This window comes from Roseibacterium elongatum DSM 19469 (assembly GCF_000590925.1).
GTDB lineage: Bacteria > Pseudomonadota > Alphaproteobacteria > Rhodobacterales > Rhodobacteraceae > Roseibacterium > Roseibacterium elongatum.
Genome location: NZ_CP004372.1, coordinates 2,054,353 through 2,074,169, shown reverse-complemented (window position 1 = coordinate 2,074,169; position 19,817 = coordinate 2,054,353). Strand labels below are relative to the sequence as shown.

The following is a 19,817-nucleotide window of genomic DNA, read 5'->3' as shown; positions in this document are numbered from 1 at the left end:
CCTTCGGATGATGACATGAAAAATCTCCTGCTTGCGAGCGCCCTTGCCCTGCCCCTGACCGCCACCACCGCGATCGCAGAGGCGCAGACCTACGTTCTGGATGCCAGCCACAGCCAGATCGTATTCTCCTACGATCACCTCGGTTACTCGACCACCTACGGCATGTTCTCGGGCTTTGACGGCACGATCGCCTTCGATCAGGAAAACCCCGCCGCCTCGACGGTGTCGGTTTCCTTCCCCGTGCGCAGCATGCTGACCGGCTGGGAAGCCCGGTTCGAGCATTTCATGTCGGGCGATTTCTTTGCCGCCGCCGATGACGAGATGGTCACTTTCGAGTCCACCGGCATTGAGATCACGGGCGAGACCACGGCCCTGATCACGGGCGACCTGACCCTGAACGGCGTCACCCGCTCGGTCGTTCTGGACACCGTGCTGAACCAGGTCGGCGACCACCCGATGGAGGGGCGTCCCTGGGCCGGCTTCGACGCGACCACGACGCTTTTGCGCTCCGACTTCAATGTCGGCGCCTTCGCGCCCTTCGTCAGCGACGAGGTCGAGGTCATGATCTCGATCGAGGCATCTGCCAGCTGAACGACCGAACGCCAGACCCATCGCCGCTGCGCGCACGCCGGTCCCGGTGCGCAGCGGCCGTCGCGCGGGGCACACTGCCGCGCGCCGTTTTCGGCATTTCGTCCGCTCAGGGGAAAATCGCATGGCTCTGACAAACTCGACCACCCGCTACGGCATCGTCAGCAAGACCTTCCACTGGCTGACCGCGATCGGCATCCTCGTGATGCTGCCCATGGGGGTCGTGGCAACGCAGATGCCCCATGACACGGCCGACCAACTGGCGCGCAAGGCAACGCTGTTTTCCCTGCACAAGACCGTGGGGGTGGCGCTGTTCTTCATATCCATCCTGCGGATCGGCTGGGCGCTGACGCAACCCAAGCCCTTTCACCTTGCCCGGAAACGCGGTGTCGAGACGGTGATGGCCGACACGGTCCACTGGATGCTCTATGGGGCGCTCATCCTCGTCCCGCTGTCGGGTTGGGTCCATCACGCCGCGACCGAGGGCTTTGCGCCGATCTGGTGGCCGTTTGGCCAAAACCTGCCGCTGGTACCGGAGAGCGCAGCCGTGGCCGAGATAGCAGGGGTGGTGCATTATGTCTTCGTCCTTGCTCTGGTGGCATCGCTGGTCGGGCATGTGGCCGGCGCCCTCAAGCATCATGTCGTCGCGAAAGACGACACGCTGCGGCGCATGGGGTTCGGCCGGGTCGGCGGTGCGCCGCAAACCCCGGTCGAGCCCTTTGTCTTCAGCCCGCTTCTGGCGGTCATGATCTGGCTGGCCACGCTGGGGGCCGGCTATGCGGTCAGCGTGATCGACAGCCCCGCGCGCAACGCAGACGTCACCGCCCTGACCCAGCCCGAGACCGGCTGGGAAGTGACCGATGGCGACCTGGATATCGCGATCACGCAATTCGGCAGCACCGTCAGCGGCGGGTTCGAGACCTGGTCGGCGGCCATCCAGTTCGACGAAACGATCCCGGCCGGGGCCGCGTCTCATGGTCGGGTTGCCGTCGAGGTCGCCATCGGCTCGCTGACCCTCGGCTCGGTCACCGCGCAGGCACTGGGGGACGGGTATTTCGAGGCCAGCCTGTTCCCGACCGCGCGGTTCGAGGCCGACATCCTGTCAGAGGACGAGAGCTATGTGGCGGTCGGAACCTTGACGATCCGCGAGATCGCGCTTGCCGTCACCCTGCCCTTCGCCCTGGAGATCGAGGGCGACACGGCACACATGCAGGGGGACCTGACGCTGGATCGGCGTGATTTCGACATCGGGATGGCCATGACCGACACCGCGCAGCTGGCCAATGAGGTCACGGTCTCGATCGCGTTGACAGCCGTGCGGGTGGCGCCCTAGGCGCGGCTGCCGGACCGGCGGGCGTGATCAGACCCAGGCCAGAACGCCAAGCAGGATCGCGGTTTCCGTCAGCTGTTGCACCGCCCCCAGCGCATCGCCCGTCTGCCCGCCAAGGCGGCGCTTCAACAGGCGCTCGAGCCAGAGGAACACGGCAGTCGCGGCCAAGCCCGCTGTCAGCGCGGGCCAAGGCCCCGCGACAAGGCCAAGCCCCACCAACCCCAGCGCCCCGGTGGCCAGCGCCAGACGCAGCCCCCCCGGCCCCGGCCCGGCCTGCGTGAACTCGGCCTTTCCTTCGGGCCGCGCGTAGGGCAGGCGCAGCAACAGGACAAGGGCCGCCAACCGGCTGAGACCATGCGCAGCGACAAGCGTGGCGGCGGCAAGCGCGCCGTCGAGATGGGCCAGAGCCGCAACCTTAAGGCCCAGAACAAGGGCCAGCGTCACAACTCCATAGGTGCCGATCCGGCTGTCGCGCATGATTTCGAGGACGCGCGCGCGGGTCGCACCCCCGCCCAGCCCATCAGCCAGATCGGCCAAGCCGTCCTCGTGCAGCGCGCCGGTCAGCCGGACGCCAAGCGCAACCGTAATCAGCGCGGCGACCAGCGGGGGAAAGACCAGCGATGCAAGGCTGTAGACCAGGGCGAGTGCCGCCCCGATCCCCAGCCCCACAAGCGGGAAGTATCGCATCGCACGGCCCATCCGCTCGGGCGTGTAGTCGGGCGCCCAGGGTAGCGGCAGACGGGTGAGGAACTGTGTCGCCATCAGCGCCAGTTGCCCCTCCTCGGCCAGGCGGGGCGTCATGCCGGGCCGGCCACCCCGGCCTCGTCGAAACTGGCCATGTCGTTCAACATGGCCGCGGCCGCCTTGAGCAGCGGCCAGGCAAGAAGCGCGCCGGTGCCCTCGCCCAGGCGCAGATCCAGCGACAGCAGCGGCTCGGCCGCCAGGGCACCCAGCAACGCGGCATGGCCCTGTTCGGCCGAGCGATGGGAAAAGACCATCGCCGCGCGCGTCTCGGGGCGCAGCCTGACCGCGGCCAGCGCGGCGGCGGTGGCGATGAACCCGTCCACGATGACGATGCGCCCCGAGGCCGCCGCGCCCTGCATGGCGCCGGCCATCATCGCGATCTCGAACCCGCCATACTCGGCCAGCGCCTTGGCCGGCGTCAGATCGCCGGTCCGGGCGGCGGCCTGTTCCAGAACGGCGCGCTTGTGCGACAGGCCGCTTTCATCAAGGCCGGTGCCGCGCCCCACCAGAATGTCCAATTCGATGCCGGTCAGCTTGTGGCCAAGGGCTGCGGCCGTGGCGGTATTGGCGATGCCCATTTCGCCAAAGGCGACCGCGTCCCATGCCCCGTCCGCGCCAAGGATCTGTCCGGCCTCAAGCGCCGCCGCGCACTGCGCGTCCGTCATCGCGGGGCCGCTGGCGAAACTGGCCGTGCCGGCCGCGATGCGCCGGTCGATCAGGCCCTCGGCCTCGAACGGGGCGCCCGACACCCCGGCATCGACCACGCGCAGGTCCACGCCGACGCTGCGCGCAAAGACATTGGCCGCCGCCCCGCCGCCAAGGAAGTTCAGCACCATCTGGCGTGTCACCTCGGCCGGAAAGGCCGAGACGCCCTCCTGCGCGATGCCGTGATCCGCGGCGAAGATCGTCAGTTGGCAGGTCTCCATGCGCGGGGTCAGCGTCTTTTGAACCGTGGCGATCTGCGCGGCCAAGTCCTCGATCCGGCCCAGCGAGCCGGGGGGTTTGGTCTTGAGATCGATCTTGCGTTGCAGGGCACTGGCAAAGGGGGTCTCGACGGTCATGACTGCTCCGGTTTTTGACGTGGCGGCTTCATACTCAGCCAGGCGGTCGGTATCAATTGCCGCCATGTCGCAAGCCCCTTGGCCCCACGGCGCGGGTGAGAAGGGCCTCGGCGCGAAAGTTCCGGCTTGGCGAAACGCCCGGTCGATGGCATCCCCGACGCAGCATCGATTTCGACCCTGCCCGCAGAGGGAGTGACCTTTTGGCCCCGATCATTCTTGTCACCGGCGGCGCACGTTCCGGCAAGAGCAGCCATGCCGAGGCACGCACGCGCGCCTTTCCAGGCGAACGCATCTACCTTGCCACATCGCGCGTCTATGATGACGAGATGCGCGACCGCATCGACCGGCATATCGCCGATCGCGGCGCGGGCTGGACCACGATCGAAGAGCCGGTGAACCTGCCTGCGGTGCTGGACCAGACCGATGGGCGCGGGCCGCGACTGGTCGATTGCCTGACGCTGTGGCTGTCGAACCTGATGCTGGACGGCCGGGACTGGGAACCGGCGGCGCAATGCCTGATCGAGACCCTGTCGCGCCAAACCAGCCCGGTGATCCTGGTCAGTAACGAGGTCGGAATGGGCATCGTGCCCGAAAACGCCCTTGCCCGGGCCTTTCGGGATGCGCAGGGCTGGCTGAACCAGCGTGTGGCCGTCATCGCCGACGAGGTGCAATTCGTCGTCGCGGGTCTGCCCTTGCAGGTCAAGGGCCCGCCCCAGCTGTGACGGCGCCCCGCCCTGTCCGGGGGGCTACCGCGCCAGAGACAGCAGCGCGTCGAGATCGAGATCGGCCGCGATCTCCTCGGCGAAGGCATCAAGCGCCCGATCAAGGCGCGCGTCATGGCCCTCGCCCGAGCTTTGCCCGCCCATCTGACCGAGCCAATGGCCGCGAAACGCGTCCGAGGCGAACAGGCCGTGCAGGTAGCAGCCCGCCACCTGCCCATCGCGCGACACCGCGCCTTCGCCCCGCCCGTCGAGCGTGAGCCACGGCTTGCCCAGGCCCGGCCCGTCGGTCCGGCCCATATGCATCTCGTAGCCGGTGACGCGGGCGCCGCTGACGCCGTCGCGGGCGTCGATCTCGACCAGGCGTTTGTCGGCGGTCAGTGTGGTGTCGATCTCCAACAGGCCCAGGCCCGGCGTCTCGCCCGCCGCGCCCTCGATCCCGTCGGGGTCGCGCACCACGCGGCCCAGCATCTGGAACCCGGCACACAGCCCCGCGACACGGCCGCCACGCCGCAGATGCGCGCGCAGGTCGATATCCCAGCCCTCGGCGCGGAATGCCTCGAGCGCCGGGCGCGTGGTCTTGGACCCAAGCAGCAGAACCACATCGGCGTCGCCGGGCAAGGGCTGGCCCGGCCGGATCCAGCGCAGATCGACATCGGGTTCGGCCAGAAGCGGGTCGAGATCGTCGAAATTCGCCATCCGCGACAGCTGGGGCACGGCGATGACAAGCCCCCCACCGGCCCCTGTCTTGCGCCCGTAGCCCAGCGAATCCTCTTCGGGCAGCGCGCGCGCCGCCTCGGACCAGCGCAGCAGCCCCAGCACCGGCCAGCCGGTCTCGGACAGGATGTCGGCCGCCGCCGGGGCGAAGATCGACGGATCGCCCCGAAACTTGTTGACGAGCACGCCGCGCACGCGGGCGCGATCCTCGGCGCTCCAGAGGCGATGATGCCCGATGGACGCCGCCGTCACCCCGCCGCGCGACTCGTCGCCCAGCAGGATGGCGGGCAGATCGGCTGCCTCGGCCAGCCCCATGTTCGAGATGTCCTGCGCGCGCAGGTAGCGTTCGGCGGCGCAGCCCGCCCCCTCGACCAGCACCAGATCATGCCGCGCCGACAGTTGGTCGAGGCTGTCGCGGACGGTAGCGCGCAACTGCGGTTTCAGCCGCTGATAGGCGCTAGCGGAATAGCGCCCCATAACCCGGCCCTGCACCACGACCTGCGCATCGATATCGGTTTCGGGTTTCAGAAGGACGGGGTTCATATGAACGCTGAGCGGCACGCGCGCGGCGCGGGCCTGCAGGGCCTGCGCGCGCCCGATCTCGCCGCCATCCGCGGTGACGGCCGCGTTGTTCGACATGTTCTGCGCCTTGAAGGGCGCGACCGTCAGGCCCCGGCGCGCATAGGCCCGGCACAGGCCCGCGACCAGCAGGCTCTTGCCCACGTCGGACCCGGTGCCCAGCACCATCAAACGCCGTCCGGTCATCGCGCCAGCGCCAGCAGCGCGTCGAGATCCATATCCGTTTCCAGTTGATCGGCCAGCGCATCGAGCGTCGTCTCGATCTGTGCCTCGTGATCGCGCCCCGAGGCCCGCCCCCCCAACGCCGTCAGCCAATGATCGCGATAGTCGGCCGCCCCGAACAGGCCATGGACATAGCCCCCCATGACACGCCCGTCGGCGGACACGGCCCCTTCGTCCTGCCCGTCGAGCCTGAGCCATGGCTGTGCCAGGCCGGGGCCCACGGTCCGGCCCATGTGCATTTCATAGCCGGTGATGCGCGCGCCGCTGATCGTGTCGACGGTATCGATCTCGATCAGACGCTTGTCATCGGTGATCGTGGTCTCGAGATCGAGCAGGCCCAACCCCTCGGTCTCGCCGGGCGCGCCCTCGATGCCGTCCGGGTCGCGCACCATCCGGCCCAGCATCTGGTAGCCCGCGCAAATGCCCACGACCCGGCCGCCCCGGCGCACATGGGCGAGGATGTCGATGTCCCAGCCTTGCCGGCGCAGCGCCTCGAGCGCGGGGCGCGTCGTCTTCGATCCGGGCAGCAGCACGACATCGGCGTCGGCGGGGATCGTCTGGCCGGGTTTCACCCAGATCAGGTCGACCCCCGGCTCGGAGGACAGGGGATCGAGATCGTCGAAATTGGCGACCCGGTCGATCTGGGGCACGGCGACCTTAAGCGCCCCGCCTTCGGACCGGCCGGGCCGTTCCAGCGCCAGCGCGTCCTCGGCGGGCAGCAGGGCAGCGCCGTCGAACCAGCGCGCCACCCCCAGAAACGGCCAGCCGGTCGTTTCGGTGATGGTGCGACAGGCCGGTTCGTAGAGCGAGAAATAACCCCGGAACTTGTTCACCAGGTAGCCCACGATCCGATCGCGCTCCGCCTCGGTATGCAACAGCCAACTGCCGACCATGGCGGCCAGCGCACCGCCCCGGTCATTGTCGGTCAACAGCACCACGGGCAGGTCGACCGCCTCGGCAAAGCGCATATTGGCGATGTCGGAACGACGCAGATGCGTCTCGGTCGCGGCGCCGGCACCTTCGACGAGGACCAGATCCGCCTCGGCCGCGGTGCGGTTGTAGCTGTCGATCACCGCAGGCATCAGCGCCGGCTTGAGCTTGTGGTAATGCCGCGCGGGCCAGTTGCCCAGCGCCCGGCCCCGCAGCACCACCTGCGAGCCCACCATCGCCTGCGGTTTCAGCAGGATCGGGTTCATGTGGATCGAGGGCGCGCGCCCCGCTGCGCGCGCCTGCAGGGCCTGCGCGCGACCGATCTCGCCGCGGCGCACCGTGCCGTCGGGTCCGGGCGGAAGGTCGCCATCGGCGGCAACGGCGGCATTGTTCGACATGTTCTGCGCCTTGAACGGCGCGACCGTCAGGCCCCGGCGCGCATAGGCCCGGCACAGGCCCGCGACCAGCAGGCTCTTGCCCACGTCCGAGCTTGTGCCCTGGATCATCAGGGCGGGGCCCCGTCGCGGCGGCGCGGGGGTCAGCATCGGGACATCGATGTCGGGCATCGGCGGCGGCGCGTCGTCGGGCGGCAGGTCGTAAGTCATGGCACCTCGCGGAACGGTTGGGCACAGGGTGATGTGCCTGTGGCAGAGAGCTTGTCAAGCGGCGGCGCGAGCGGTCGGCCCATGCGCGTTGCGGAGCGTCGGGGTTTCCAACAGCCGCCCGTGGTTCTATCTGTTTCACGACAGATTGCCGCACTTTGACTTCGAAAAGGAAAATCCAGCATGACCACCGAGACCCCATCGACATCTCCAACTCTCGTGGTCACCCGAACGGGCGACGCCGGCGAAACGGATATCGGCACGGGCCGTGTGCTCAAATCCGCGCCGCGGATCGAAGCCTACGGCACGGTCGACGAGGCCAATGCCGTGATCGGCGTTCTGCGCACCGCCGCACGCGATGACAGCGAGCTTGACGGGTGGCTTCGCGAAATCCAGACCGATCTGCTCAATATCGGGACCGACCTTCACATGGCGGGAGAGGCCAACGAGGCACAGCGGTTCAAATCCGCGCCCACCGAACGGATCGAAGGTCTGCTGGAATCCCTCAACGCGAGCCAGCCGCCGCTGACGAGTTTCGTTCTGCCGACCGGGGTAAATGCCGCCGGGGCCTACGCCCATCTCGCGCGGACCGTTGTGCGCCGAGCCGAGCGCCGCGTCGTCGCGCTGTCGCAGGTGGAGGCGGTAAATCCTGAGGTGCAGACCTATCTCAACCGCCTCGCGGATTTCCTGTTCGTGGTCAGTCGAGCGCTGAACGAGCATGGCACCAAGGACGACGTCTGGGCGTCGTGACACGCGACTGACAACGCAAAGCGCCCGGCGATTGCCGGGCGCCCCCTTTTGCAACGGGTCAGGCGCGCCGCGCCTCAGCGCAGCGCGGCTTCCTGTTCTTCTTCGTCCATTTGCGGGTTGCCGGCCACCTGGCTGGGATTGGCCGTGGCGGCATGGACACGTGACAGTGCGGCGTCCATATCTTCCTCGGACATCTGCTGATCGCCGCCGCCGCCACAGGCCGCTGCGGCCAGGGCTTTCTCTCGGGCCCGCAGATCGGCCACCACCTCGGCACGCTCGTCCTCGGACAGGGGCCGCTTGACCGCACCATTGGCCGGGGCCTTGGCCGCGCCATTGCTCAGGCCCAGACCTTCCTCGGCGGCCTTCATGCGCGCCTCGGCTTCTTCTTCCTTGCGCTTGGTGCGCGCCTTCCAGGCGTTCACGTCGCCGAAATCGACCTTTTCATCCAGCTTCTTGGTGCTGTCGAAATTCCACTTGAGCTTCTTGATGGTCTGCGGCCCCCAGTAGCCGAACTTGCCCAAGTCATAGAACTTGCGTTCCAGCGCACTCTTGATGAAGGCCTTGAGGCAGCCCAGCAGGTAGCGCCGCTTCAGCGGATCCTTCTGCCACGGATAGTGGAACAGCGACCGGCGCATGTAGAATCGGCGATAGTTGTTCATCACCGCGTCCAGCAACTCGCCCCGGTCCATGTTCTTGGGCTTCATGATCGGCGTGACGAAGTTGTATTTCTCGAAATCGAAGACTTCGACCTTGTCCTCCATCTCGCGGTAGAGGTCGGAATAGGGCCAGGGCGTGAACATCGACCAGTTGGCCATGTCGGCACCCCAGTCCATGACCATTTCGTAGGTCTCGTTGATGGTCTCGGGGGTTTCGCTGTCGATGCCCATGATGAACTGGGCCTCGGTGACAATGCCGTTCTCGCGCAGCAAACGGATCGCCTTCTTGTTCTCGGCGACCGAGGTTTCCTTGTTGAACAGGTCGAGATTCAGCTGTGCCGCCGCCTCGGTGCCCAGCGAGATGTGGATCAGGCCGGCCTTGCGGTAGAAGGGCAGATCCTCTTCATCGCGCAGGATGTCGGACACGCGGGTGTTGATGCCCCAGTGAATACCCAGATCGCGGTCGATCAATTCCTGGCAGAAGGCGACGAAAGCCTTCTTGTTGATGGTCGGCTCCTCGTCGGCGAGGATGAAAAAGCCCACCTTGTGCTCTTTCATCAGGTGCTCGATCTCGTCGACCACCAGCTTGGGGTCGCGCACGCGGTAGTCGCGCCAGAATTTCCACTGCGAGCAGAAGGAACAGGTAAAGGGGCAGCCACGCGACATCGTCGGCGTCGCGACGCGCACGTTCAGCGGGATGTAGATGTATTTCGGCCAGTCCAGCACCGACCAGTCGGCCACGATCGAATCGACATTCTTGATCGGCGGTTCGGGTTTGGTCGCGATCACCTTGTCGCCCTCGCGATAGGCGATGCCGCTGATCTGCCCGCGATCGTTGGGCCAGCGCCCGGCATGGACCGACTCGACCAGGTTCAGCATGACCGCTTCGCCCTCGCCGCGGACCACGGCGTCGATCCAGGGGGCCTCTTTCAGCACCTGGTTGTACATGAAGGTGCCGTGGATACCGCCCAGCAAGCACACCGCCTCGGGGTGCATTTCCTTGGCGATCTCGAGCGCGCGCTCGGCCTTGTAGATCGAGGGCGTCATGGCGGTGCAGCCGATGACGTCGATATGATCTTCCTTGGCCAGTTCGGCGCGGAGTTGATCCTCGGTCAGGTCGTCGGTCATCGCATCGATGAAGCGGATGTCGGTATACCCACCCGATTTCAGGAACCCCGCAAGGTAGGCGACCCAGGCGGGCGACCATTTCCCGGCGATCTCGGCGCCGCCGGAATGATAGTTCGGATGAATCAGGACAATGCGCATCGGCGGTTCCTCCTCGGCGCGGTCCAGAGGCGCCGGTCAATGTTCACGCGGACAGTTGTCAGGCAAACTTGACAGATCGATGCGTCGGGGAAATTGACATGAATCAAGCGCAGGCGCGCCGCAGCATCAATTCATAGACATGCCGCCGTCGATATTGAGGGTCTGGCCGGTAATATAGCCGGCCTCCCAGCCCAGCAGAAAGCGAATCGCGGGCGCGACCTCTTCGGCGGCGCCGAACCGACCCAGCGGGATTTCGGAGATCAGGCGATCCTTGGCCTCGGTGATCAACGGCACCGACATGTCGGTCATGATGACGCCCGGCGCGATTGCGTTGACGGTCGCGCGCCGGCGCAGGCGCCGCGCCAGGGCGCGGGTCATCCCGACCAGGCCGGCCTTGGCCGCCGAATAGGCGACGTAATCCCCTGCTCCGCGCCGAAACGCCACCGACGAGGCGAACACCATGCGCCCCATCCGGCCGGGGGGAAGACGCTCTTCCATCGCGGTGGCAAAGTCGTAGGCGTTCGACAGGTTGTCGGCCATCGCGCGCTGCCAGATCTCGGGCGTGTCGGCGAGATCGGGATCGGGGGGCATTACCCCGGCCAGATGGACCAGCCCGTAGATCGGCCCGTCGACCGTGGCCAGCGCGGCGCGAGCGGCCTCGACCCCGGCGGCCTCGAGCGGCACGACCGGCGAGTCCAGCGGCGCGGCAAGATCGTCGAGCGCGGGCCCCGGCCTGTCGATGAGCAAAACGTCATACCCGGCCGAGCGCAGGGTCTTGGCGGTGACACGTCCGATTCCACCCGCTGCGCCCGTGATTGCGATGCGATCCGCCATGCTGGTCTCTCCTTGCTTGACTGCTACAGGCTTTCTGCACCGCATCGGGGACAGAAGGAACCCCCCTGCCGGGCGCCCCCGGTCATGCTGTCGCTGCACGCCCGCCGCCCCTTGACAGCTTGTGCCAAGCCCACCCATCTGAGGTGGCCGGTCCGGCATGGCAAGACCCCAGACAGTCACCCGCGCGAGACATGTGAACCGGCAAAACGCAACCGCACGTGAAGCGAACGACCTTTCGCGGTCCGAAAGCATCTGACAGGTCAGGAGCACTCCGAATGGGCGAGGCCGTCGAACCCGGAACTGACATGCCGCCGCAGGCCCTGGCGGAGGATTTGCGCCACGCCCCACCGCCGGGGCTGGTGATCGCGGCGCCCGCGTCGGGGATCGGGAAAACCACCGTGACGCTAGGGCTGTTGCGGGCGCTGCGCGACGACGGGATGACGGTGCAAGCCTTCAAGAACGGCCCGGATTACATCGACCCGGGCTTTCATACCGCCGCGGGCACGCGCCCGTCCTACAATCTCGACCTCTGGGCGATGGACGCGCCGCTGGTCGACGCGGTGCTGAGTGCGGCCGCCGGGGCCGATCTGGTGCTGTCCGAGGGCGCGATGGGCCTGTACGATGGCAGCGCTGCACCGGGTGTTGCCGGGCGCGGATCAAGCGCCGAGGTGGCCACGCGGTTCGGATGGCCGGCCGTGCTGGTCCTGGATGTCGCGGGCCAGGCGCAGACGGCGGCGGCCATTGCCTACGGGCTGGCCCGCCACCCCGACGCGCCGCCACTGGCCGGGGTGATCCTCAACCATGTCGCCGGCGCCCGGCACGAGATGATGATCCGCGAGGAAATGGCGCGGCTCGGCATCACCGTGTTCGGCGCGCTGCCCCGACGCAGCGACCTTGCACTGCCGTCGCGGCATCTGGGCCTGGTGCAGGCCGAGGAACAGCCCGACCTCGAGCTGGTGCTGTCGCGCCTGGGGGCCTTTCTGCGCGACCATGTCGATCTCGCCGGCCTGGTGGCCACCGCCCGGTCGGGCGGCGCGCAGGGCGCTGGGGCCTGGCCCGCGCCGCCGGCCCAAAGGATCGCCTTCGCGCGGGATGCCGCCTTCTCCTTTGCCTATCCCCACCTGATCGAGGGATGGCGCCGGGCGGGGGCCGAAATCCTGCCGTTTTCGCCCCTGGCCGACGAGGCGCCCGACCCCTCGGCCGATCTCGTCTGGCTGCCCGGCGGCTACCCCGAACTTCACGCCGGGCGGCTGGCCGCCTGCGATACGTTCCGCGCGGGCGTGACCCGATTTGCCCAGACGCGCCCCGTCCACGGGGAATGCGGCGGCTACATGGTGCTGGGCGAGGCGCTGATCGATGCACAGGGCGTGCGCCACCGGATGCTGGGGCTTTTGCGCCATGCTACCAGCTTTCGCCAGCGGCGCCTGCATCTGGGCTATCGCCGCGCCGAACTGGTCGCCCCGATACCGGGTCAGGCGCCGGGCGCGCGGCTGTTCGGGCATGAGTTTCACTATGCCACCCTGCTCGATCCGCGCGATGCGCCGCTGGCGCGGATCCGCGATGCGCAAGGCAACCCGGTGCCCGAAACCGGCTCGGCGCGTGGTACGGTCACCGGAAGTTTCTTCCATCTGATCGCGGCTGCGGCCTGAACGCCGGCCGGCGACGGAGGACCGCGGCCGGGGCGCACCGATCCCCGGCTCCGAAAACCGGGCCGCCCGCGGGCAAAACCCTCTCGACGCGCTGGATCGGCGGTTTATCTTAGCGGCAGCCACGCCGGACGGCACCGACAGGATCAGAAGGAAACGCGATGCAACCCAAGGACATGACCAAGAACGAGGCGTTCAAGGGCTTCACCAACACGTCCTGCCCGTTTCTGCCCTGCCACAAGGGCGTGCAGCGTGAGTTCAACTGCCTGTTCTGCTATTGCCCGCTGATCGCCTATGAATGCCCCGGCCCGTACGAGGTTTTCACCGACAAGAACGGTGTGACGCGCAAGGATTGCTCGGCCTGCACGCTGCCGCATGACGGCTATCACCAATCGTGGAATTTCGTGCAGCGTTGGCTGGAATACCCCGTGCCGTGGTCGGGCAACCCGCAGACCGAGCCACCGACACGCCGCCCCAAGCCGCACGGTGACGACGACCTCGAAGGCTGAACCGCAACCGGGGACAGCATAGCCTGAGACCCCGACCGCACCTGCCGTGGCGCGCCACGATTTACGGGGCGCCATGCACCTGCACGCGCGCCCCGATCTTTTAGCCGTTCAGAAATGCACCGACAGGCTGTCCATCGGTTTCTGGACCGGCGGCGCGAATTTGGTCAGGTCGATCCCCTCGACGGCGGATTTGTATTCCTCCAGCGTCGGCGTGCGGCCCAGGATGGCGGACAGCACCACAACCGGCGTGGACCCGAGCAGCGACTCGCCCTTCTTGGTCTCGGAATCGGCCACCACGCGGCCCTGGAACAACCGGGTCGAGGTCGCCAGCACCGTGTCGCCCTTTTCGGCCTTTTCCTGATTGCCCATGCACAGGTTGCAGCCCGGACGCTCGAGATAGAGGATATTGTCGTATTCCGTCCGCGCCTTGGTCTTGGGGGCGGCGTCGTCGAACTCGAACCCGCAATATTTCTGCAGGATTGCCCAGTCGCCCTCGGCCTTCAACTCGTCGATGATGTTGTAGGTCGGCGCGGCGACCACGAGAGGCGCCTTGAACGCGACCTCGCCATGCGCGGCTTCGAGGTTGCGCAGCATCTGGGCCACGATCTTGATGTCGCCCTTGTGGACCATGCAGGACCCCACAAACCCCAGGTCGACCTTTTTCTGCGCCCCGTAATACGAGATGGGGCGGATCGTGTCATGGGTGTAGCGCCGGGACGGATCGGGGTTGCTGACATCGGGGTCGGCGATCATCGGCTCGGCGATCTGGTCGAGGTCGACGACGACCTCGGCGAAATACTGCGCGTTGTCATCGGGCCGGAGCGCCGGTTTTTCGCCCGAGCGGATCTGCGCGATACGCCGGTCGGCGATCTCGATCAGGCCCGCCAGCATCTGCACGTCATTGTCCATGCCGGCATCGATCATGCCCTGAATGCGCGACTTGGCGATCTGCAGGCTTTCGATCAGCGTCTCGTCATTCGAAATGCAGATCGATGCCTTGGCCTTCATCTCGGCCGTCCAGTCGGTAAAGGTAAAGGCCTGATCGGCCAGAAGCGTGCCGATATGCACCTCGATCACGCGCCCCTGGAACACGTTGTCGCCGTGTTGCGCCAACATCTGCGCCTGGGTTGCGTGGACCACATCGCGGAAATCCATGTGCGCGGCCATCGTGCCCTTGAAGGTCACCTTGACCGACTCCGGGATCGGCATCGTCGCCTCGCCCGTGGCCAGCGCCAGGGCAACCGTGCCCGAATCCGCACCGAACGCCACGCCCTTGGACATGCGCGTGTGACTGTCGCCGCCAATGATGATCGCCCAGTCATCCACGGTGATGTCGTTCAGCACCTTGTGGATCACGTCCGTCATCGGATGATACACCCCCTTGGGGTCGCGGGCGGTGATCAGGCCGAACTTGTGCATGAAGGCCATCAGTCGCGGCGTGTTGGCCTGCGCCTTGAGATCCCAGACCGAGGCGGTGTGGCAACCCGACTGGAACGCGCCATCGACCGAGGGCGAGATGACGGTGGCCGCCATCGCCTCGAGCTCCTGGCTGGTCATCAGCCCGGTGGTGTCCTGGCTGCCGACGATGTTGACCTTCACCCGCACGTCCGAGCCCGCATGCAACGGCTTGCCCGGCGTGTTGCCGCGTGCATTGGCGTTGAAGATCTTTTCCACCGCGGTCAGGCCCTGCCCCTCGTGGCTGATCTCGCGCGCCGGCGCGAATGCAGATTTAAGCGGAACACCCAGCGTCTCGCAGGCGAAGGTCTGGAGCATCTTGCCAAAGACGATGGCATAGGAACTGCCGGCCTTCATGAACTCCATCTTCTGCGGGGTAAAGCTGTCGGACAGGTCGGCCAACTCGGTGGTGCCATCCTCGCTCAGCAGCCGTTTCTTGCGGGTGTCGATCCTCAGCACCGTGCCCGTGGCGACCGAATACTTCTGCTCGAGGATCGGATTGCCGTCATTGCCGAGGATCGGCTTGCCGTTTTCGTCCAGCTTCTTGACCCAGTTCCTGAGGTCGACGCCGATGCCGCCCGTCACGCCCACCGTGGTCAGAAAGATCGGCGAAATACCGTTGGTGCCCGCCACGACCGGGGCGTAATTGACGAAGGGCACATAGGGCGAGGCGGGTTTGCCCGTCCACAGCGCAACATTGTTGACCCCCGACATGCGCGAGGACCCGACGCCCATCGTCCCCTTTTCGGCGATCAGCATCACGCGCTTGCCCGGATGCTGCAGCTTGAGCGCCTCGATCTCTTTCTGGGCCTCTTCCGAAATCATGCATTTGCCGTGCAATTCGCGGTCGGACCGCGAATGCGCCTGATTGCCGGGCGACAGAAGATCGGTCGAGATATCGCCTTCGGCGGCGATATAGGTCACGACCTCGATCTCGTCCTCGACCTCGGGCAGGCTGGTGAAGAACTCGGCATCGGCATAGCTGCGCAGAATATCCTCGGCCACCGGGTTGCCGACGGCATAAGCATCTTTCAGGCGGTCGGTATCGGCCTCGTAGAGAAAGACCTGGGTCTTGAGCACTTCGGCCGCATCGCGCGCGATGTCGGCCTGCTTGCCAAGGGCAAGGTCAAGCAGCACGGCGACAGACGGGCCGCCCTTCATGTGGGACAACAGCTCGAAGGCGAAGGCCCGCGTGATCTCGGGAACGTCGGCCTCGCCCAGGATGATCTTCTTGAGGAACCGCGCCTTGACACCCGCCGCACTCGTGGTGCCGGGCAGCGTGTTGTAGATGAAGAAATCCAGGCAGGCCGCGCGATGCGCACTGTCGCGGTCTTCGATATGCGCGATCACTTCGTCCAGCAGCGCGCCATCGTCGATCGGCTTGGGGCTGAGACCTTGGGTTTTGCGGGTTTCGATTTCCGAAAGATAGTCTTGATAAAGGCTCATGATCCTGATCCCGACTGACAGATGACTGGAGGGCACGGCAGACACCGCTTTGCAGCCTTGTATACTTTTGCATACATTTATGCCAAGGATTTTGTCACCCACCCTCTGCGACATTCCGCGCAGCGGCCCGATCAGCCGGACGGTCCGGGCGGCGTGCACCGGAGCGATGACGCACGGCAAGGCCCGTGGGAAACAACGCTTGAACTGGGGGGCATGTCGGGCAATCCTGCCGTTGGGACATGGACACGTTGGGGGAGCGTCGCGCAAATGACTGCCTGTAGGCCGTGCGTCGACACCGCGACCGAGGCGCGCGGTGCACGACCCATTGATCATATTGGCCTACGGGGGCGCTTCATGACGCCAGACGGGCTGCGGCCACACCCGCAGCGCATCGGGTCAGGCCCCGTCCGCCCCTATCGCTTTGCGCCGACGAGCGGTGCCTTGGCATCGGCGACGATCTTGCCCGCAATCCAGTACCCGGCCCCACCCCACGCATGACCCCGTCGATTTCGGATCTTCCGACGCTGGACGCGGTGCGCGACACCGCGGGCTGGACATGGCCTGATGCGGCCGGATCCTGCGGGCCGATCCCGGATCTCTCGCCCGCCACAGCGCCCCGTGGCAAGACCGTGCTGCGATGCGACTGGATGCCCGGTGTGGCGCTGGATGGCCACCAGGTCGCCCTGCCGCCCGACCCTGCCTATGCGCAAGACGTCTATTGGCGCAGTGTTGCCGTCAGGCGGCGCGAGGCGTGGCTGCTGAAGGGCGATATCATCGTCGAACCGGGCCATCGGGGCATCCTGCTTGATGGCGAACCGCTGGACTTGCCGAAACAGATCGCCACTGATACCGCCCGCGCTGTCGCCCCCGCCACCCCGAGCACGGCGCCGCCCGATCCGGGCCGCGAGGCATTTGTGGAAACGGCGATCCTGTTCCAGCATGTATGGGAAGGCTCGTTTTTCGACGCGTTCTATAGCCTCCATCCCCGCCTGTGCGAGGCTGCGGATCTCGGCATCGATCCACGTATCCCGCTGTTGGTGACACGCCGCTTTCACGGCCACGCGGTCACCCGCGACATCCTGAACGCGCCTCTGGCCGCGGGCCGGCCGATCGTTGTGCAGGATTACGGCCAGCGGGTGCGGTGCCGATCGCTCTACCTTCTCGATCCCTATCGCTTCTATCGCCCGCATTGGGACAGGATGTCGGAGGCCATCGCCGCCGAGGCCCCGCCAACCGCGATCGGCCCCCGGATCGTGCTGGTCCGCGACGAAAACGCCAAGGCGAGCCGGACAACCCGCGGCTATGACATTCTGGTCGCCGCGCTGTGCGCGCAGGGGTTCGACTGCGTCGACCCCGGCGCGCTGACATTGGGTCAACAAAAGACGGTCTTTGCCAAGGCGCGCCATATCGTCACCGAAAACGGCGGCGCCCTGACCAACATGATGCACCGTCGCGAGGGGCCACTGCGGATCGACAGCCTGATCGCGTCGGTCTATCGGACCACGACATTTCAGGTCATGGCCGCCATGTACGGGCACGATTTCACGTCGCATGTGCTGCCGTCACGGCGCACGGAGACAGGGATAGAGATGCAATTGGACCGTATCACGTGCGAGGCGGTCCTCGCCGCGGCAGGAGGCACCACATGAGGATCGCGATCTTCGGGGCGTCGGGTTTTGTCGGCAGCAACATCGCCCATCACCTTGCGCGCAATCCGGCCTATGAAACACGGCTTTTCGACCTGGAAGAGCGCAAACTTGCCCTGCGCTTCGAAAACGAGTCTTATGATTTCGAGCCGGTCAGCATCGCCAATGGCAACCCGCGCGTCGACGAGATCGTAAGCGAAAGCGATCTGGTCTTCGATCTGGCCGCCTATGTGCACCCTGCGATGTTTCTCGCGCGCCCGCTTGATGTCGTGCAGCTCAACTTTTTCGACTGTCTCAATGTCGTCGAGGCCTGCGTGAGGCACCGCAAGCGGCTGATCCACTTCTCCACCTCCGAGGTCTATGGCAAGGCGCATGGCAGCTCGGATCCCTTCCGCGAGGATACGACCGACCTGGTTTTGGGCCCGGTCGGAAAGACGCGCTGGATCTATTCCTGCGCCAAGCAATTGCTCGACCGGATGATCCACGCCCATGGAGAGGAACATGGGCTGGACTACACGCTTGTGCGCCCTTTCAACTTCGTCGGCCCACTGATGGACAAGTACAGCCGTGAATGGCGCCATGACGACAACCCCCGTGTCTTCGCCAACTTCATGTCCGCCCTTGTTTATGGCCGCCCCCTGCAACTGGTCGAGGGTGGGCGCAGCCGGCGCTGTTTTACCCATATCGACGACGCGGTCGCCGCCATTCAGGCGATCATCGACCACCCCGAGGCGATGTCGCGCCAGGTGGTGAATGTGGGCAATCCCGAAAACGAGACCACCATCCGCGGACTGGCCGAATTGATGAGCGCGCGCTACCGCGCCGTCTGCCCCGCCGGACCGGCGCCCCGCATTCTCGACGTGGCCGCCCGCGACTTTTATGGCGACGGGTACGAGGATTGCGATCGACGGCTGCCCGACATATCCAAGCTGCGCGCTATCGGCTCGGTCCCCCCGGCGGGGGCTGGAGGAAACGGTGCATTTGTCGATGGATTATTTCCTGCAGCATCACAGACGTCTGGTCGACATTCTGGGCGACTAACCATGCTGGTGCCGCGACACCATCGGATGCGACGTGTCGCAGTCATCGCGCGCCCTCGCTGATTTCCTGCAGGGCGCTGCGTCAGACCGGCATGGCGTCGACCTCGCGCCGGATCACCTCGGCATCGCGGGTGCGCCACAGATCGACCTTGCCGATATCGTCAAGGGTCACCCCGGCGCTGGCATCGTCAAAGGCCGCTTGCAGATGCGGCCGGATCAGGCCGGGCAGCGCCGCCCGATGCGCCGCCAATCGCGACAGGACCGAGGCTCGCACGGCCCCTGCGGGGATTTCCTCGGCGGCAAGCTCTTGCACCGCGTCGGCCACGGCGCGCGGATCTGCGGGTACGACCCGGCAATGCGCGGGGTCCATCATCTCGATGCGGCCGCCCTGCGCCTCGGTCGTGACGACGGGCAGATCCAGCAACTGGTATTCGACGCTGGCCCGCATCGGCCCCTCATGATCCGACAGGCACAGACCCACCCGGGCGCCCTGCAGGGCGCGGGCGTAGTCGCTCTTCTGGATCAGGCGAAAGGCGCCGTCACCTGTTTCGTGGTTGTAGAATTCGGCCATCGGCAGCAGGGCGCGCGTCCGGACAAGGGCGGCTGCGCTGGGCCGCCAGTAAAGCAGTCGAAGGGACGGGATCATGGCGGCAAGCTCATGGCGCTTGTAGGCTTCCAGCCCAGCGACGTAGACGGCATCCTACCGTTTTTTCGACGCCATCGACGGGGGTGAAACGCGTTTCATCGACCAGGTTCAACTGGTTGAACTGGATTACGGCAAGCCCGGCCGCCCGGCACAACACGGCCTCGTCGGCGGTGTTGGCGAAAATCAGAAACCGCGCCTTTGGCCAACGCACGGCAAAAGCGTCGATTTCTGCCGCAAGCGACGCGGCCTCCTCGGCGGTGGCAATGCCCCAGGCAAGGGTCAGAAGATGCAGCGCGGGACGGTCGCACAATGCCCGAGGCATCAGCGGCGCAATCCCCAATGTGCATCCGTGAAAGTGGCTCCGCTTGGAGAGAGTGACAAGGGGAGCGTGCGATACCAGCCCCCCGAAATACTGATCCGATCCGGTCATG

17 protein-coding genes are annotated in these 19,817 nt (G+C 66.3%); 8 read left to right on the top strand and 9 right to left on the bottom strand.

The features are described 5' to 3' along the window. Positions 1 to 15 precede the first annotated feature (15 nt). Entirely contained in the window at positions 16 to 591 is a 576-nt protein-coding gene (locus ROSELON_RS10105; RefSeq protein ID WP_025312284.1) for a YceI family protein, read from the top strand. Between the two features lie 121 nt (positions 592 to 712). Further along, a complete protein-coding gene (locus tag ROSELON_RS10100; protein WP_025312283.1) occupies positions 713 to 1,921 on the top strand; it encodes a cytochrome b/b6 domain-containing protein in 1,209 nt (402 codons plus the stop codon). Positions 1,922 to 1,948: 27 nt separating this feature from the next. Here the strand turns inward: ROSELON_RS10100 and cobS are convergent, their stop codons facing one another. Then, positions 1,949 to 2,719, bottom strand: a complete 771-nt coding sequence (gene cobS, locus ROSELON_RS10095) for an adenosylcobinamide-GDP ribazoletransferase (RefSeq protein ID WP_025312282.1) — start codon at positions 2,717 to 2,719, stop codon at positions 1,949 to 1,951. Further along, positions 2,716 to 3,723, bottom strand: coding sequence for a nicotinate-nucleotide--dimethylbenzimidazole phosphoribosyltransferase (gene cobT / locus ROSELON_RS10090; RefSeq protein ID WP_025312281.1), 1,008 nt, complete (start codon positions 3,721 to 3,723; stop codon positions 2,716 to 2,718). Before cobT ends, cobS begins: the two co-directional genes overlap by 4 nt. 200 nt (positions 3,724 to 3,923) lie before the next feature. Between cobT and cobU the strand changes: the two genes are divergently transcribed. After that, a complete protein-coding gene (gene cobU / locus ROSELON_RS10085; protein ID WP_025312280.1) occupies positions 3,924 to 4,445 on the top strand; it encodes a bifunctional adenosylcobinamide kinase/adenosylcobinamide-phosphate guanylyltransferase in 522 nt (173 codons plus the stop codon). Between the two features lie 24 nt (positions 4,446 to 4,469). Here cobU and ROSELON_RS10080 read toward each other — a convergent pair whose 3' ends face one another. Beyond that, positions 4,470 to 5,924, bottom strand: a complete 1,455-nt coding sequence (locus ROSELON_RS10080) for a cobyric acid synthase (protein ID WP_025312279.1) — start codon at positions 5,922 to 5,924, stop codon at positions 4,470 to 4,472. Then, entirely contained in the window at positions 5,921 to 7,435 is a 1,515-nt protein-coding gene (locus ROSELON_RS10075) for a cobyric acid synthase (RefSeq protein WP_156946008.1), read from the bottom strand. The genes ROSELON_RS10080 and ROSELON_RS10075 overlap by 4 nt, the downstream gene beginning before the upstream one ends. 240 nt (positions 7,436 to 7,675) lie before the next feature. On the opposite strand from ROSELON_RS10075, the gene ROSELON_RS10070 reads away from it, so the two are divergent. Further along, positions 7,676 to 8,242 carry a cob(I)yrinic acid a,c-diamide adenosyltransferase gene (locus ROSELON_RS10070; protein WP_051508393.1) on the top strand — a complete coding sequence of 189 codons (567 nt, stop codon included), beginning with the start codon at positions 7,676 to 7,678 and terminating at the stop codon, positions 8,240 to 8,242. A gap of 74 nt (positions 8,243 to 8,316) precedes the next feature. Here ROSELON_RS10070 and bchE read toward each other — a convergent pair whose 3' ends face one another. Beyond that, positions 8,317 to 10,164, bottom strand: coding sequence for a magnesium-protoporphyrin IX monomethyl ester anaerobic oxidative cyclase (gene bchE / locus ROSELON_RS10065; protein ID WP_025312276.1), 1,848 nt, complete (start codon positions 10,162 to 10,164; stop codon positions 8,317 to 8,319). 126 nt (positions 10,165 to 10,290) lie between these two features. Further along, entirely contained in the window at positions 10,291 to 10,998 is a 708-nt protein-coding gene (locus ROSELON_RS10060; RefSeq protein ID WP_025312275.1) for an SDR family NAD(P)-dependent oxidoreductase, read from the bottom strand. Positions 10,999 to 11,303: 305 nt separating this feature from the next. Here ROSELON_RS10060 and ROSELON_RS10055 point away from each other — a divergent pair, with 305 nt between their 5' ends. Beyond that, on the top strand, positions 11,304 to 12,647 hold the full coding sequence (locus tag ROSELON_RS10055; protein WP_084613873.1) for a cobyrinate a,c-diamide synthase: 1,344 nt from the start codon (positions 11,304 to 11,306) through the stop codon (positions 12,645 to 12,647). Between the two features lie 158 nt (positions 12,648 to 12,805). Next, entirely contained in the window at positions 12,806 to 13,153 is a 348-nt protein-coding gene (locus ROSELON_RS10050) for a cysteine-rich small domain-containing protein (RefSeq protein ID WP_025312273.1), read from the top strand. Positions 13,154 to 13,261: 108 nt separating this feature from the next. On the opposite strand, the gene ROSELON_RS10045 is transcribed toward ROSELON_RS10050, so the two are convergent. Further along, entirely contained in the window at positions 13,262 to 16,054 is a 2,793-nt protein-coding gene (locus ROSELON_RS10045) for a bifunctional aconitate hydratase 2/2-methylisocitrate dehydratase (RefSeq protein WP_025312272.1), read from the bottom strand. A 494-nt stretch (positions 16,055 to 16,548) separates the two neighbouring features. On the opposite strand from ROSELON_RS10045, the gene ROSELON_RS10040 reads away from it, so the two are divergent. Further along, positions 16,549 to 17,703, top strand: coding sequence for a glycosyltransferase 61 family protein (locus ROSELON_RS10040; RefSeq protein ID WP_025312271.1), 1,155 nt, complete (start codon positions 16,549 to 16,551; stop codon positions 17,701 to 17,703). Then, positions 17,700 to 18,803, top strand: coding sequence for an NAD-dependent epimerase/dehydratase family protein (locus ROSELON_RS10035; protein ID WP_025312270.1), 1,104 nt, complete (start codon positions 17,700 to 17,702; stop codon positions 18,801 to 18,803). Before ROSELON_RS10040 ends, ROSELON_RS10035 begins: the two co-directional genes overlap by 4 nt. Positions 18,804 to 18,822: 19 nt before the next feature. On the opposite strand, the gene ROSELON_RS17500 is transcribed toward ROSELON_RS10035, so the two are convergent. Next, the gene (locus tag ROSELON_RS17500; RefSeq protein WP_025312269.1) at positions 18,823 to 19,386 is read right to left on the bottom strand and encodes a glycosyltransferase family protein; all 564 of its coding nucleotides are present in this window, start codon (positions 19,384 to 19,386) and stop codon (positions 18,823 to 18,825) included. Positions 19,387 to 19,396: 10 nt separating this feature from the next. Further along, positions 19,397 to 19,708: a hypothetical protein gene (locus ROSELON_RS10030; RefSeq protein WP_156945919.1), complete on the bottom strand. Its 312-nt coding sequence runs from the start codon at positions 19,706 to 19,708 to the stop codon at positions 19,397 to 19,399. Between the last annotated feature and the right edge of the window lie 109 nt (positions 19,709 to 19,817).